At 66.1% G+C, this 13591-nt stretch carries 15 protein-coding genes; 7 read left to right on the plus strand and 8 right to left on the minus strand.

What is annotated here, in order from left to right; translation table 11 throughout:
- The first annotated feature begins 65 nt into the window (after positions 1-65).
- The 3 genes from ACWH95_RS16065 to ACWH95_RS16075 all read left to right on the plus strand — a co-directional run bounded on the left by ACWH95_RS16065 (position 66) and on the right by ACWH95_RS16075 (position 1892).
- Positions 66-536, plus strand: a complete 471-nt coding sequence (locus tag ACWH95_RS16065) for a VOC family protein (RefSeq protein WP_454120970.1) — start codon at positions 66-68, stop codon at positions 534-536.
- Positions 537-629: 93 nt separating this feature from the next.
- Positions 630-1136, plus strand: a complete 507-nt coding sequence (locus ACWH95_RS16070) for an NADPH-dependent FMN reductase (protein WP_136031247.1) — start codon at positions 630-632, stop codon at positions 1134-1136.
- A gap of 189 nt (positions 1137-1325) precedes the next feature.
- A complete protein-coding gene (locus ACWH95_RS16075) occupies positions 1326-1892 on the plus strand; it encodes a flavin reductase family protein (RefSeq protein ID WP_454120971.1) in 567 nt (188 codons plus the stop codon).
- Between the two features lie 61 nt (positions 1893-1953).
- Here ACWH95_RS16075 and ACWH95_RS16080 read toward each other — a convergent pair whose 3' ends face one another.
- The 4 genes from ACWH95_RS16080 to ACWH95_RS16095 form a co-directional block, all read right to left on the minus strand.
- Entirely contained in the window at positions 1954-2379 is a 426-nt protein-coding gene (locus tag ACWH95_RS16080) for a DUF2000 family protein (RefSeq protein WP_454120972.1), read from the minus strand.
- Positions 2380-2437: 58 nt separating this feature from the next.
- Positions 2438-3319 carry a phosphotransferase family protein gene (locus ACWH95_RS16085; RefSeq protein WP_136045532.1) on the minus strand — a complete coding sequence of 294 codons (882 nt, stop codon included), beginning with the start codon at positions 3317-3319 and terminating at the stop codon, positions 2438-2440.
- Between the two features lie 40 nt (positions 3320-3359).
- Positions 3360-4595 carry a Dyp-type peroxidase gene (locus ACWH95_RS16090; RefSeq protein WP_454120973.1) on the minus strand — a complete coding sequence of 412 codons (1236 nt, stop codon included), beginning with the start codon at positions 4593-4595 and terminating at the stop codon, positions 3360-3362.
- 155 nt (positions 4596-4750) lie between these two features.
- Complete coding sequence (locus ACWH95_RS16095) at positions 4751-6325, minus strand: multicopper oxidase family protein (protein ID WP_454121008.1); 1575 nt, start codon at positions 6323-6325, stop codon at positions 4751-4753.
- Positions 6326-6496: 171 nt separating this feature from the next.
- On the opposite strand from ACWH95_RS16095, the gene ACWH95_RS16100 reads away from it, so the two are divergent.
- Complete coding sequence (locus ACWH95_RS16100) at positions 6497-7690, plus strand: sensor histidine kinase (protein ID WP_452313072.1); 1194 nt, start codon at positions 6497-6499, stop codon at positions 7688-7690.
- Positions 7687-8340, plus strand: coding sequence for a response regulator transcription factor (locus tag ACWH95_RS16105; protein WP_454120974.1), 654 nt, complete (start codon positions 7687-7689; stop codon positions 8338-8340). Before ACWH95_RS16100 ends, ACWH95_RS16105 begins: the two co-directional genes overlap by 4 nt.
- Before the next feature lie 4 nt (positions 8341-8344).
- On the opposite strand, the gene ACWH95_RS16110 is transcribed toward ACWH95_RS16105, so the two are convergent.
- Entirely contained in the window at positions 8345-8956 is a 612-nt protein-coding gene (locus ACWH95_RS16110; RefSeq protein WP_454120975.1) for a GNAT family N-acetyltransferase, read from the minus strand.
- Positions 8957-9275: 319 nt separating this feature from the next.
- On the opposite strand from ACWH95_RS16110, the gene ACWH95_RS16115 reads away from it, so the two are divergent.
- Both ACWH95_RS16115 and ACWH95_RS16120 read left to right on the plus strand, forming a co-directional pair.
- Positions 9276-9677 carry a hypothetical protein gene (locus tag ACWH95_RS16115; protein WP_454120976.1) on the plus strand — a complete coding sequence of 134 codons (402 nt, stop codon included), beginning with the start codon at positions 9276-9278 and terminating at the stop codon, positions 9675-9677.
- A 64-nt stretch (positions 9678-9741) separates the two neighbouring features.
- A complete protein-coding gene (locus tag ACWH95_RS16120) occupies positions 9742-10203 on the plus strand; it encodes a hypothetical protein (RefSeq protein ID WP_454120977.1) in 462 nt (153 codons plus the stop codon).
- Positions 10204-10477: 274 nt separating this feature from the next.
- On the opposite strand, the gene ACWH95_RS16125 is transcribed toward ACWH95_RS16120, so the two are convergent.
- The 3 genes from ACWH95_RS16125 to ACWH95_RS16135 form a co-directional block, all read right to left on the minus strand.
- Positions 10478-11593 (minus strand): hypothetical protein, encoded by a 1116-nt coding sequence (locus tag ACWH95_RS16125; RefSeq protein ID WP_454120978.1) that lies wholly within the window; start codon positions 11591-11593, stop codon positions 10478-10480.
- A complete protein-coding gene (locus ACWH95_RS16130) occupies positions 11574-11963 on the minus strand; it encodes a YunG family protein (RefSeq protein ID WP_454120979.1) in 390 nt (129 codons plus the stop codon). Before ACWH95_RS16130 ends, ACWH95_RS16125 begins: the two co-directional genes overlap by 20 nt.
- 280 nt (positions 11964-12243) lie before the next feature.
- Positions 12244-13590: an SMODS domain-containing nucleotidyltransferase gene (locus tag ACWH95_RS16135; protein ID WP_454120980.1), complete on the minus strand. Its 1347-nt coding sequence runs from the start codon at positions 13588-13590 to the stop codon at positions 12244-12246.
- Position 13591: the final 1 nt, after the last annotated feature.

The raw sequence follows: 13591 nt of genomic DNA on the forward strand, positions 1-13591 counted from the left end.
GGCCATCGCCCCGGCGAGCGCCCGTTTCGGCCCCGGCACCGTCTCGACGGGGGCAGGATGAGGGCATGACAGCGACCACCCCCGCCCCCACCCCGACGCAGCTGCGGCTGATCATCGAGACCGACGACTTCGACACCGCCCTCCGGTTCTACCGCGACGTGCTGGGCATGCCCGAGCAGCTCGCCTACGCGACCGACGGCGACGACCGCGTGGCGATCCTGCACGCAGGCATCGCCACCATCGAGCTCGCGACGCCGACGCACGCCGCGAACATCGACGAGGTGGAGGGCGCACCGCACACGCCCGGAGCGCTGCGCATCGCCCTGGAGGTCGACGACACGGCCCAGGCCGTCGCGGCCGCCGAGGAGGGTGGTGCCGCCGTGATCGCGCCACCCGTGCAGACGCCGTTCCGGAGCCTCAACGCGCGCATCCAGGGCCCAGCGGGGTGGCCGATCACCCTGTTCCAGGAGCTGGAGACGCTGGAGGAGCGCGCGGCGCGCGAGGGCTTCACGACGGACGACGCCCGCGACCGCTGACCCGCGCCCGGGACCTGGGCGCGTCCTCGGGTTTCGTGACGCTACGCGTCGCCGCGCTTGCCCGGGCCAGGCCCGCCGGGCTGGAATCGACTCATGACGTCGATCGCGGTCCTCGTGGGGAACCCCCACCCGTCCTCCCGCACCACGAGCGTCGCGGAGGAGGTCGCGGCACAGCTCGCCGACCTCACGGGCGCCGAGGTGCTGCCCACCATCGAGCTCGCGGCGTATGCGGACCGGGTCTTCGTCGTGCCCGACCCCGAGATCGACGCCCTGGTCGAGGAGGTGTCGACGGCGGATGTCGTGGTCGTGGCGAGCCCCACGTACAAGGCCGCCTACACCGGGCTGCTGAAGGCGTTCCTCGACCGCGTCGACACGGGCGGGCTGGACGGAGTGGTCGCCGTGCCCGTCCTCACGATCGGCTCCCCCGCGCACACCCTCGCCGTCGAGCACACGCTGCGCCCCCTGCTGGTCGAGCTCGGCGCGACGGTGCCCGTGCGCGGCCTCGCGTTCCCGGCCGCCGAGGTCGACGACCGCACGCGCCTCGTGTCCGCGTGGCTCGCCCCGCACCGCCGGGCGCTGGAATCGCTGCTCGCGCACTGACCAGGGGCGGGTGACGCGAGCGGAACGCGAGTGCCGCGGTCGAGGGCCGGTCCGAGAGGACGATCGACGCAGACGCCCGTGTGAGGAGCGGTCTTCCACGCGCTACCCGGAGCGACGGTATGTGGCGGCGCATGTCGCCGTGTTGCAGTGCGGGTGCGCGGTCGCGGGGGCCGTGCGTACCGTCGTGGCATGACCGCCCCCGCCGCTTCGTCCTCGTCCCCCGCCCGCGAGCGTGCCGCCTCCGACGTGCTGGACCGGCTGTCGGTCGGCGCCGACACGTTCAAGGCCGTGTTCCGCGGGCATCCGGGAGGCGTGGCCGTGATCACCGCGCAGGGGGCGGTCGGCCCCGTGGCGCTCACGGCGTCGTCGGTGTCGTCGGTGAGCGTGGATCCTCCGCTGCTGGTGTTCTCGGTGTCGGCGCTGTCGTCGGCGGCGGAGACCCTGACCTCGGCCGCGACGGTCGTGGTGCACCTGCTGGATGCGGAGGACATCGAGCTCGCGCGTCTGGGGGCGACCAGCGGCATCGACCGCTTCGCCGATACGAACGCCTGGGCCCCGCTCGCCACCGGGGAGCCCGTGTTCGCGGGAGCCCGCGCCTGGGTGCGCTGCGCCGTCGTGAGCCGGATGGAGGCGGGCGGCTCGACCGTCATCGCCGCGCACGGCCTGCAGGCGCACATCGCCCGGGACGCCGAGCGCGCCCTCGTCTACCACGACCGCACGTGGCACGCCCTGGGCGCGCACTCGCTCCTCCCCTGACGGGACGCACGCTCGGCTTCGTCGACCACCCTTCGGATCTCTCGCTTCCTCGATCAGGCGGCTAGATGTGTCTGCCCAGACCTTTGGTAATGCGGTTGATCGGGTTCTTGGGGCCGCGCAGCGCGACACCGACCAGATCGAGATCTGCGGCGGACACCCCGGCCACGGCTCTTCGGTTGGACGCATCGTCTCCGGTAGCGAAGAGGTCACGGGTGTAGATGCTCGTCGCGAAGCCTCGTTCGATGGCTCGCTCGCGAGCTCGTGCGAGCTGCTCCGAGTCCGCCGTGAACACGAGCACGGGTTGGCGGAGCATGGGGAGGTACTCGTTTCCGTCCGCGTCCGCGTAGATATCGCCGATCAGACCCGGGGCGCTGGTGGCGATGCCGCTGATCAGGAACGCCGTGACGTTGAGCTCCTGCCAGGGCATCAGGCCGTCGTGGATCAGTACCGCGATCCGTGTGTCGAAGCGGACAGTCTGCGGTTCCATGTGTACTCCTTCGGTCGCGGCCGCGGCCGGAACGGGCCGGCCGGTCGATCCGAGCCCCTCATGATCCGCCCGCGAACGTGTGGTCGAAGGTGGTCCAGGCATTGTCGAGATAGGGCCGGCGCCTCAGCGGGTCTCCGATGCCGAAGGCGACATCCTCGAGCCATCGGCAGCGGGCATGGAAGCGGATGCGACGGAGCTCGTCGTCAGCCGGAGTGCCGTCCAGTCCCTCTCCGACCCGGACCGCCGCGTCGGGCCCCAGGTCTCGGTAGATCGACCCGATGTCGCGTGCCGGGTCCGTCAGCGCCGCATCAGTCCAGTCGATGACGCCGGTCACGTGCCCCCGGTCGTCGACGAGGATGTGCTCAGCTCCCAGGTCATTGTGCTGAGCGATCGTGAGCGATCGTGTGGGCGGCGGCGACTCATCCAGGAAGGCGCGCACGAGACGAACCTGCTCGGCGCTCAGGTGACTCCGCACGGACCGGTAGGTCTGCACAGCGTCCCGATGCCACTCGTCATTCGGGTACCGATCGACGGGCAGCCGCGTGACCGGAAGAGCCTCCCGGAACGCGGACAACACGTCTATGAGGGCCCGTTGCACGTTCTTCGAGTCCCGTTCGCGCCGATGGATCAACGGAGTACCTCGAAGCCGTCGGTAGGCGAACGTCCCGCGCTCTGCTTCATGCAACTCCGGTGTCGGCGTCGGCACCGACGTCGCACGGGCGAGCGTCGTGAGCAGCTCGACCTCGCGATCGACGGCTTCGAGGTCCGCGGAACGTCGGACGATGTAGTCCCCGACAGCGAACGTCGTATTCTCGGCTCCCCGAGTCACGAGCGTCGGCTCGTCGCCGGGCGACCACAGTCGAGATCGCCGCCCCAACTCGGCGAGGTGGGCGCGATCCGACGGGGTCACCGCGGATGTCGTGACGATCTCCTCTTTCATCTCGTTCCTCAGATCCTTGGTCGGGAAGGGGGTGACGACGTCACACCAGCGTGTCGCCAACGTATCCGTCTTCGCCGAACCCGGGCAGGACGGCGAAGATCGCGCTGCCTGTGTGCTGGATGAACCGGTTGAGCCGATCGTTCTCGGCGAGACGCGTCTGCGCGGCGATGAACTGACGATCGGGGTCGTTGCCGTAGGCGCAGAACAGCAGCCCGACGTCGAGCTTTCCGTGCCCGCCATGATGGTGGTCCTTCGTTCCCGGAGCATGAGGATGGTCCTCGGGATGCTCGAGCGGATCCGGGCTGCCGCCGGCCATCGCCGTGAGGAATCCGTAGTCATAGGTGTAGCTGCGGCGCAGCATCGGAAAGCCATGAGCGCGGCGGATGTGCCCGTCCGCTGCGATCACCGGGGTGCCGTCTGCCCCCACGGCGTCCAGGTCGGGGGCGTCGAACTCGCCCTTCCCCGTCAGCGGAGCGCCATCCCCGCGGCGGCGCCCGATCACCGCATCCTGCTCGTCGCGCGCTGTGAGGTCCCAGCTCGCCGTCAGCATCCGGATCTTCCGGAACACGAGGTAGGTACCCCCGCGGAACCACGATGGCTCGTCGGGAAGCGCCCAGACGACGTCCGAGAACTCTCGGGTTCCGATGCGGGGATTGGACGTTCCGTCCTTGTGACCGAACATGTTCCGCGGAGTGCCGCCGTCGTGTGGGGAACTGAGGAATCCGGACTGCGTCCAGCGGATGACCGCAGATCCGGGCATTCGGGCGCGCACAGCTCGCGTCGCGGCACTGACGACCTGTGGATCGTCGGCGCAGATCTGAAACAGCAGGTCACCCCCTCCCCAGCGCGGGTCGAGGTGATCGCCGGTGAACTCGGGAAGTGGCCGCAGCCGTCGGGGAGCTTCGCCGGCGACCCCGGGCAGGGCGAAGACGCCAGGGCCGACGCCCACCGTTACCGTCAGACCCGCAGGAGACAGCCCGGTCGCGAAGTCGGTGGGGGTCACCGCGCCGTCGGGATACATCGACGAGGGCGGAGTGTCCTCACCACGCACGATGGCGACGATCGTGCGCGAGACGTCAGCCAAGAAGCGGCGAAGCGACACCGCGTCCGTCACGGCCAGATCGGCCGCGACAAGAGTGACATACTGCTGCTGCGCGGTGGCGACTCCCGCCTGGTGCGCACCGAACGGCGAGATCGTCATCCCGGCCCCGGGATCTGCGGAGAGGCGTGCAGTCTCCGCGTTCGGCAGCGTGAGACGCCCGGTCGCGAACCCCATCGCGGCCGCCCCACCTGCGGTGGCCAGCGCTGAGCCCAGGAGGGCGCGGCGAGACATCGCCACACGCCTCGGCCCGCCCTCCGTGCGTCCGTCCCGCCATCCCGGTGAGACCACCGCCTCCCTCTCCGACGGGTCATCGCTGGCTTCCTGGGTGCTCAATGTCCGTGTCCTCCGTTCGGATCGACGGGTTCCGCATTGCGGCTGGCTTCATCTCGGCTGACCACGAACTGCGACATCAGCCCCTCGTCCTCGTGAAGGAGAAGGTGACAGTGGATCATGTACGGGTTCTCGTCATCGACGTAGTCCTCGAATCGCATCATGATCCGGTAGACGCGACGAGGTTCCAGATAGATGGTGTCCTTCCATCCCGAGAGCTCTGGCCCCGGCGTCTCCCCGTCGATGTCGAGGACCTGGAACTGCACGTCGTGAACATGCCAGTTGTGCGGGAACAGGTCTCGATTGGTGACCTCCCACAGCTCGGTCGAGTCGACCTGCATGACCTCGTCGATACGATTCATGTCCATGCGGCGGCCGTTGATCTCGCGGTTCTGCACGTCGAAGATGCGCGCGTTGTCGGCGTCGACCGCGGTGAAGCGGGAGATGTCGCCGAACCGCTCCGCCAGTGGCGGGGACGTCCGGAGCTGATCAGCAGCACGCAGGAGGAGGACGTCGAACTCGTCCAACCCTCCGTACGCACCGGGCACGGCGACATCACCGAGATCAGGCGGCAGCGAGCGCAGCATCGTCTCCGTCCCCGGGGCGATCGCCACCACGATCTCAGCACGCTCGCCGGGCGACAGACGCACATGATCGGTGATGTGCGGCGCCTCGAGCAGCCCGCCGTCCGTGGCGATCAGCGAGAAGTCGCGCTGGTCGTCGAACGCGAAGTCGTAGGTGCGCGCGCTCGACCCGTTGAGGATCCGCAATCGGACGAGCTCGGTGGAGACGTCGAGGACCGCGCCCCATGCTCCGTTGGTCAGCAGGACGTTCCCCAGAAGGCCGACCTCATTGCCCTGAGAGTCGAACTGGAACTCGCCGTCGGAACGGAACTTCTTGTCCTGCACGATGAGCGGAACGTCATCGACTCCGTATTCCGTGGGCAGCCCGAAGCTCTGGCTGTGCTCATCGTCGAGGATGAACATGCCTGAAAGCCCGCGGAGGACGTGCTCTTCGGTTTCGCCGTGCGGGTGCGGATGGTACCACAGCGTGGCGGCGGGCTGGTCGACCCGCCACTCGGGCCGCCAGCGCCCGCCGGATTCGATCGGCTGGTGCGGCCCGCCATCCATGGCAGCCGGCAGATGCATGCCATGCCAGTGGACCGTCGTGGTCTCCGGGAGCGCGTTGGTGACCTCGACGGCCACCTTCTCCCCACGCTGCGCCCGGAGTGTGGGGCCTAGGTAGTCGCCGTCGAAACCCCAGGTCGGGGTGGTCATCCCCTCCAGGAACTGCATCTGACCCTCCTGGGCGGTGAGCGAGAACACTCGAACACCGTCGACGACCTCCGACTCCGCCAGCGGGGGGATCGGTAGCGGAGTCTCGAACGCGGGTGGCTTCGTCGGCGTGAAGACGGACGTGTCCTGGCCGAACCCCGAGTCGAACACGCAGGCGGTGAACGTCACGGCAGCGGTCAGGAGCAGAGCGCCGAAGAGGATCGCCGGACCGAGGAGCCGTCCCCGGCTCGATGCAGAGCGTCGTGCGACATGCTCGGCCCCACGGGCGATCCTGGTCATGCCAGTAAAGCTAGGAATCCGTGCAGAGGAAGCCGTCCCTCCCCCGTCGACAAGTCGAGTCGCTTCCGGGCGACACCGAGGTTCTCCGCACCGGACTCGCACTCCCGCGGTCGCCGAGATGTCGCTTTCCAACGACTCACACACCAGCGCGGACCGACCTACCATGACAGCATGACCGACAACGCGCCCGCGGCGGAGGCAGGTTCGCGTCCTGCTCCCTGGGTGCTCGACGGCCTCCTCGGCATCGGCGTGACTCTCGTCGTGTCGCTCTTCATCGCCGCGGATATCGACGGGGCAGAACCGGACGGGTGGGCCTATCTGTGGGCGGTCGGCCTCGGTGCACTGATGCTGGCCCGGCGACGCCACCCTGTCGTCGTCGTCGTACTCTCCGCGGCAGGGGTCGTCGCCTACTACGCGTCCGGTTACCCGGCGATCGGGATCGCGGTGCCTCTCGCGGCCGCGGTGTTCTCGGCCGCCGAATACGGTCGCACAGGGGCATCGATCGCCACGTCCGTGACCGTCCTGGTCATCTCGGTGGCGTACAGGCTCGCCATCGGACAGGACCCCGCCGTGGTCGTGGGTTACGAACTGCCTGGACACGCTCTCCTACTCGCAGCGGCGATCGCCCTGGGAGACAACGTGAGATCCCGGCGGGAGCTCCGCCAGAAGTCCTCTCAGATCGCGGCCCTGACCGTCGAACGGTACGCCCGGGAGGCAGAGAAACGCGCGATGTCCGAACGGCTCTCGATCGCTCGTGAACTCCACGACTCGATGGGGCACGCGCTGACGGTGGTGACTCTGCATGCGCAGATCGCGGAGGAAGCGCTGGACCCCGGTACTGCCTCTGACGAGGACAGCGCGGCGGCGCGTGAGGCGCTGGCGATCATCGCGAGCACCACTTCGGCGACGTTCGAGGATCTGCGCCGTACTGTCGCGAACCTGCGGAGGGAGGAGGGCGCGACGCGCCCCCCGCTCGGAATCGACGACCTCGAGTCAGCGATCCTCCCGGCGACGCAGGCCGGCTTGACGGTGCGCGCGAGTGTCTCCATCTCCGCCGCGCTGCCATCGACCGTCGAAGCCGCCGTGTTCCGGATCGTGCAGGAGTCCATCACCAACGTCGTGCGACATGCCGACGCGGCGCGCGTCGACGTCGACATAAGGCAGGCGGACGATGCTGTCGCCGTCAGCATCGTCAACGACGGCAGGCCGCGCACCACGGAGCCGTCCGACGACTCGGTCCGGCCCGGGCGAGGGCTGGAGGGGATGCGAGAGCGCGTTCACCTGCTCGGCGGCACGTTCTCCGCAGGTCCACGCGACGCCGGCTTCGCGGTGTACGCCTCGTTTCCCCTGGCGGTGAGGGCATGACCTCCGTCGTCCTCGTCGATGACCAGGACCTCGTCCGCGCCGGCCTGCGGACGCTGCTCTCGCGGGATGGCAGCATCCGGGTGGTCGCCGAGGCCACCGACGGCAGGAGCGGCGTGGAGGCGGTCCGAAAGTACCGACCAGATGTCGTCCTCATGGACCTCCGGATGCCTGTGATGGACGGCATCGAGGCGACGAGCGTGATCCGCGCGGACCACCGGCTGCACGACACCAGTGTCGTCGTCCTGACGACGTTCGACGACGACACGGACGTCGTTCAGGCCATCCGCGCAGGGGCGGTCGGCTACCTCTTGAAGAACACGCCGCGGGATGACCTGCGTGACGCCGTGACGGGGGCCGGCCAGGGAGAAAGACTGCTTTCACCGGCGATCGTCGAACGACTGATGGGCATGGTCGCGTCCGGTCGGGCCGCCGCGACCCCGGATCCTCGACTCGCCGTCCTCAGCGCCCGGGAGATCGAGGTCCTTGCGCGGATCGGACACGGCGACACGAACGACGAGATCGCTGCCATCCTGCACCTCAGCCCGGCGACCGCGCGCACCTACGTCAGTCGGATCCTCGCGAAGGTGGGTGCGCGTGACCGTCCAGAGCTCGTGGTGATCGCTCACCGTTCCGGGCTCGTCACGTCGTGAGCTCTCATCGAGGCGGGCGCCGCAGGAACCAGTTCGGAACGCCGAGAACATCTGCCTCTCCGATGACCGCGTATCCGTGCCTCCGGTAGAAGCCGACTGCCTCCGGGCGATCCGTTTCCGCGTAGCCGGGCACGCCTATGGAGTCGAGATGGCTCGTGTGTCTGAGCATCAGGAGAGTGCCGATCCCCCGCCCGCGCAGGTGCCGATCGACCGACACCGGCCCGAGATGCACGTGCGGTTCTGAGATGTCCCGCGCTGTCCATGCCCGGTTCCAGGCCAGCAGGCGCGCAGCGGCGCCTGGGCCGAAGGTCAGCGCACGGGAGAGGAGCCGCAGCCGGGTCTTCGCCGGGGGCCGGCAGCGCGCCGGGGGTACCGCCGCGGCGACACCGATCAGCGACCCACCCTGCTCGACGCCGTCGACCCGCATCGAGGGCGAACCGGAGAGGAGCACACTCATCAGCGACTCATGGCGACGAGTCCGCCTCGCTTCATCGCCGCCATACACCGCGACGTGGAGCGGGTTGTCGGCCATTCCACGCCCGAGCAGCGCCGCGATCTCCGCCACATCGGCGCGGTCCAGAGAACGAAGGTGAAGGTACGGTTCGCGATGTCTCATCGGTGCAGTCCTCGTCGTCGAGCGGTCATCACCCCACGGTGGCGCGACGGTGATGTCGCCGAATGCTCGCCTCGATCGACTTCTCGGATCGCCCCGTGACGACCCCGCTGTCCTCCCACGGCGCCCCGCATCCCCCGCGCCGCTCGAGGTGGTAGCCGTCGCGATGCGCGACAGGAGGAGCAGGACCCGGTCGTCCGAGAGCGACAACACAACTGATCCAGAGCGCACGCGACCCCAGGGGCCCGTTGCCTACTTTGACAGGATGAGCGAGTCACCGACGCCGTCGCAGCCACCAGAGATCCCCGGCCCACGTCCCCGATTGAGCTGGCCTGCCGTCATGGGCTTCGGCATCCTGGGGCTTCTGTGGCCGCTCCTGCGACTGATCGGTCTCGAAGCGGTCGTCGGCGGGGTGACGACCGTGATGGTCGCCTTCCTCGCCACCTTCGTCATCTGGGTCCTGGGTGCCGGCTTCGGCCATGTTCCGCGACCGGTTCTGACGCTCACCCTGTCCGGGGTTCTCTTCGCCCTCCTCCTCGGGGCGACCACCGTGGCCATCGGCGACTGGCCCGACCACGGCATCGGCCTGACTCTCGTCGCCGCCACCATCGAGATCGGGCGATCCGCTGGGTTCGGTGCGCTCAGCGGCCTGGTCGCCGAATCGATCCAGAGGGCCCGTCGCCGGCGACGGAGGAACCGTCCGTCACGCCGAACGTCGCCCTGATGCGACCACGATTGTCGCCCCCGTACGGACCATCCGCCGCGGCACCCGCCCCTACCGTTGGCGCATGATCTCCGAGAACCCACCTCCTCCTTCTCCCACCGCACGACGAAACCCTCTCGGGCTGTCGGCTCTGGCACTCGTCGGACTCGCGGCCGTCGCCCTCATCAGGGTCATCCTCCACGACCTGCATGTGATCGAAGAGGGCAGCCCGATCACGTGGGTGCTCGCGATAGGCCCGGTCGTGCTGTGGATCGTCGTCGCTGTCGTAGCGCGCGTCCCCAAGCCGTTCCTGACGGTGCTGGTCATCGGGGTGATCTTCGGAGTGATGCTCGTCATCACGCATCAACTCCTCTGGGACGTCGCCTACCGCGGCACTCCGCCGTCCCTCGGCGACGGTGCCGGGGCGCGCCTGGTCCCACGCATCGCGGCCATCCCCAGCGGGCTGTTCGTCGGAACGGTGATCGGCGCCGTCGGCGGGCTCATCGCCTGGGGCATCCAGACGATGAGCCACCGTCGCAGGAGCTGACAGCGCGAACACGAGCACAACGCCCGAGCCACCGCGCACGAAGAGCTCGCAGCGATCGCGTGCGGAAACGACGAAGCCCCGGTGAGAAGGATGCTCTCACCGGGGCTTTCTGGTCGGGCTGACAGGATTTGAACCTGCGACCCCTTGACCCCCAGGCGTCCAGAGGATTCAAATCTCACCGAAAACCGCGTGATTCCGCGGATCAGATTATGCAGAGCACGTCACGAGATGCATGGTTTGCTTGATTTTGGTCCCCTTTTGGTCCCCCTCGAACTTAGGGAAGGATTTTTAGGCCGCGCTTCGTCTGCCATAGCCCTAGCCCGAATACCGCTCCAGCAAGTGCAACGGAAAACCCAGCTCCCCAGCCATCTTTGGGCACAAGATCGGTCGCTGCGAAGGCCACAGCGCCAGCAGCAACCGCTCCGGCTACTGGAATCGCGTACTTCTGCGCGTTGGAGGGGGTCAGCACAACGTTCAGGCGGATTGATGCGGCCTCCGAGGGAATACGGGGCCCAACTTCCAGGTAGCTGCGGGTCACGTCAGGACGGTTGGGCACATCAATGAAAACTGAGAACGCGTCGTACGCTGATGTGAGGGTCAGGCTCTCAACATCACGAGCACTCAGGCCTTCACCCACGGCGAGCCTTAGCTCCGCGGGGATCATCCCAAGGCTCTCCTGACGGTGGAAGATCTCCAGAATGTAGCTGTGCCCGGTCGTCAGCCAAAACTCGCCATCCTTTGCACCCACGAACTCACCGGTGCTGATGTCACGTATTCCGACAACTCGAAAGTAGAACCTTTCTGGATTGGTGAGCGTGGACGAAAGATAGTCAACGATCGCTCGGAAGGCAGCGTCATTGCCAGACGACAGAGGGAGCTTCGCTTCCTCTAGGTCATTAGTGAATGATGAAGCTGCTGGACCAAAGCCTGCTGAGTGGGGTAGATCATCGTCGGGTGATGGATACTGACTAGACGTTCTGAGCAATTTCGAGTACTCGCGAATTCGGTGGCCAAGTTCCAACCGTTGAGTCTTGTCGGGCTCGGCACCGACCGGCAATCCGAGAAAGGTGAAGTAATCCCCCAGTTCGAGATCGATAGACAGAATCTCACCATGTTCAGATGCGCCCACTACCGTCGCTAACCTCAACGGGATGAACGCAGACTCATGAAACCGCTGCGGGTGCTGAAGCGAAAGGTGTATCAGCGCACCCAATCCTGTTGAGCGCAACCATTCACTGCGCAACTCTTCAGAGACATGCCGACGGTCATAGCGGAACCGAATCCGTGCACCGTTCGGATGCGCGACGGCTGCGAGCGCGTCCGCAACGTATCGCTCCCGGATGTTAGAGGTGTAGAGAAAGAGGGTGCGGTCAGACGTGCCCATGTTCACGGACCTGTCTTGCTACAGAGTCAGCGAGAAATTTGTAACGACGGCTGGTCGACGCGCTCGACAAAAGATAGTCGCGTTCTCGAACACCAGTCAAAGTAATTGTGGGGTTTGGGAACTGATCAAGAGTCAAATCAATCTCTTTCCCCGAGGCCAACTTGATCCAGTAATGACTGACACCGTCCACTATTCCCCGAAGAAGTTCCCCACCGAGGTAGTCCTGCAGGACGAGTGCCGTGACCGCACACTGCCCTTGCGACGGAAGTGAGGGCGTCCAGGCTTCAGGAGTAACGGATGTGTCGGCCGACCACGCGTTGCGCAGCGCGACCGTGAGTTCGGCAAGACCCGTCTCCGCTGGTGCCCGTACTGTCATGCTTCAAGGGTAGCGACCGCGTCTGACATTTCGGCAGCGATCTGGAGAGATCGTCTGTTCGGTGTCCTAGGCGCTGACGCGCCCGCAATCCAACTCACCCCGTTCCGGCACAGACTGATCGCCACCTCGACAACTACCTACTACGCCGCAGGCGGCGCAGACCCATGAGTCCCAAGATCGGGATCGGCGTGCGCGACAAGGACGCGCCTGCACGCAGCCCCCACAGTCTCCACTTGCGAGATCACTAGGCGAACCGCACCGGCAATGGCGCGAGGTTCGCTCACCGGATGACGACTGCATGGTGGTCCGAGGCGACAACACGTCCACCTTGCAGGATATACACCTCAACGAAATGATTCCCTGCGTAGCTGGTGGATTCGCGATGTTCCACACTCTGAGTGCCGTCAGCTTCGAGGAGTTGCCCCCGGAGCTGCCCAACTCTTTCTGCCTCTTCTCCTGTGTTGCGGACCTTCCAGATGACATCGAACTCTCCAGGAACATCAGTCACTACTCGGAAGAGGAGGTCCCGGTTCTTCTGGACTCGACCGTCGACGCGGAGCGAGCGCGCCACGCGTCCAGAGTCCCGAAGTACGAAAGCATCAATCCGCGCGCTATGGCCGCCAACATATGCGTAGTGCTCGTGAATGAACTCCTCATCGGGAGCTCGAAGAACGAGAGCTTTCTCCTGTCCGCTGTGCGCAAGCGACTTCGCCAGTCGTACGTTCTCTTCAGCAACAAACGTGTCGCCGAAGAGTTTGCGCCAAAGACTGGCGCTCGTGTCTTCGTCGTCTTCGGCAAGCGCTTCTCTCGCCCACTCGGCGTAGCGCTGTACCTGCACGCGGAAGTTTGCGTACTTCTCCTGGGTCCATCGGTGGTTGAAGTAGGTCCCAAGACAGCTCGGGTCTTCGAGGACAGGCATCTGCTCGTGCCAGCGCAGCCAAGAGTCCAAGTCTTCGAGAAGGGCGACCAGAGTTGAACCGACTGAGGCGTACCGAGCCTCAGTGTCGAAGGCCTGGACTCGTCCGCCGAGAAGTGTTGTGAGGATAACCGACGGACAGTCGAAGGTGTTCTTGTAGTCCCGGATGTATTTCAGAAGGCGGATGACTCGACGGAGGTTTCCGTTCGTGATGTCATCCTTTTCCTTCATCCATGACGTGAACCCCGCGGGGTTGGTGTCCTCGAACTTGTTCTCTTTGTAGTTGACGATGACTTGTGACCCGTCATCGCGCACGAGGTATGGGACCACATCGACATGGCAGTCATTTGCGTAGTCGATCCGGACGCACCGATTCTTTCTCTGGAGCATCGACTGATAGGTCGTGTTCCGCTTGAAAGCGGCTCGCACCTCTCGCAGGTACTCTTTTGGGCTCTCTGACCACTCAGGAACTTCCTCGATGTGGAGAAGAAAGTCGGCGTCGAACTCGTCTAGCGTTCCGACGGGCGTGATGATCGTCTCGTGGGCCCATGATCCCTGCGGGATGTGGTCTTGGTAGAGAGCACCAATCACCGTGTCTTTCTTTAGAGCATCCACGATGGCGATCACCCGACCGTCGAGCTGATTCAGTTTCCACTGCTTGAGGTTCACCGTGTTCTGAAGAAAGGCGGTGAAGTAGTTCTCGAGTTCCATG

It is taken from the genome of Microbacterium sp. NPDC055502, assembly GCF_053643635.1.

What these genes read in the sequence shown, in the direction of transcription:
- ACWH95_RS16065 (WP_454120970.1), top strand. Translation starts at nt 66, where the DNA reads ATGACAGCGACCACCCCCGCCCCCACCCCGACGCAGCTGCGGCTGATC.
- ACWH95_RS16070 (WP_136031247.1), top strand. Translation starts at nt 630, where the DNA reads ATGACGTCGATCGCGGTCCTCGTGGGGAACCCCCACCCGTCCTCCCGC.
- ACWH95_RS16075 (WP_454120971.1), top strand. Translation starts at nt 1,326, where the DNA reads ATGACCGCCCCCGCCGCTTCGTCCTCGTCCCCCGCCCGCGAGCGTGCC.
- ACWH95_RS16080 (WP_454120972.1), bottom strand. Translation starts at nt 2,379, where the DNA reads ATGGAACCGCAGACTGTCCGCTTCGACACACGGATCGCGGTACTGATC.
- ACWH95_RS16085 (WP_136045532.1), bottom strand. Translation starts at nt 3,319, where the DNA reads ATGAAAGAGGAGATCGTCACGACATCCGCGGTGACCCCGTCGGATCGC.
- ACWH95_RS16090 (WP_454120973.1), bottom strand. Translation starts at nt 4,595, where the DNA reads ATGGGGTTCGCGACCGGGCGTCTCACGCTGCCGAACGCGGAGACTGCA.
- ACWH95_RS16095 (WP_454121008.1), bottom strand. Translation starts at nt 6,325, where the DNA reads ATGACCAGGATCGCCCGTGGGGCCGAGCATGTCGCACGACGCTCTGCA.
- ACWH95_RS16100 (WP_452313072.1), top strand. Translation starts at nt 6,497, where the DNA reads ATGACCGACAACGCGCCCGCGGCGGAGGCAGGTTCGCGTCCTGCTCCC.
- ACWH95_RS16105 (WP_454120974.1), top strand. Translation starts at nt 7,687, where the DNA reads ATGACCTCCGTCGTCCTCGTCGATGACCAGGACCTCGTCCGCGCCGGC.
- ACWH95_RS16110 (WP_454120975.1), bottom strand. Translation starts at nt 8,956, where the DNA reads ATGAGACATCGCGAACCGTACCTTCACCTTCGTTCTCTGGACCGCGCC.
- ACWH95_RS16120 (WP_454120977.1), top strand. Translation starts at nt 9,742, where the DNA reads ATGATCTCCGAGAACCCACCTCCTCCTTCTCCCACCGCACGACGAAAC.
- ACWH95_RS16130 (WP_454120979.1), bottom strand. Translation starts at nt 11,963, where the DNA reads ATGACAGTACGGGCACCAGCGGAGACGGGTCTTGCCGAACTCACGGTC.
- ACWH95_RS16135 (WP_454120980.1), bottom strand. Translation starts at nt 13,590, where the DNA reads ATGGAACTCGAGAACTACTTCACCGCCTTTCTTCAGAACACGGTGAAC.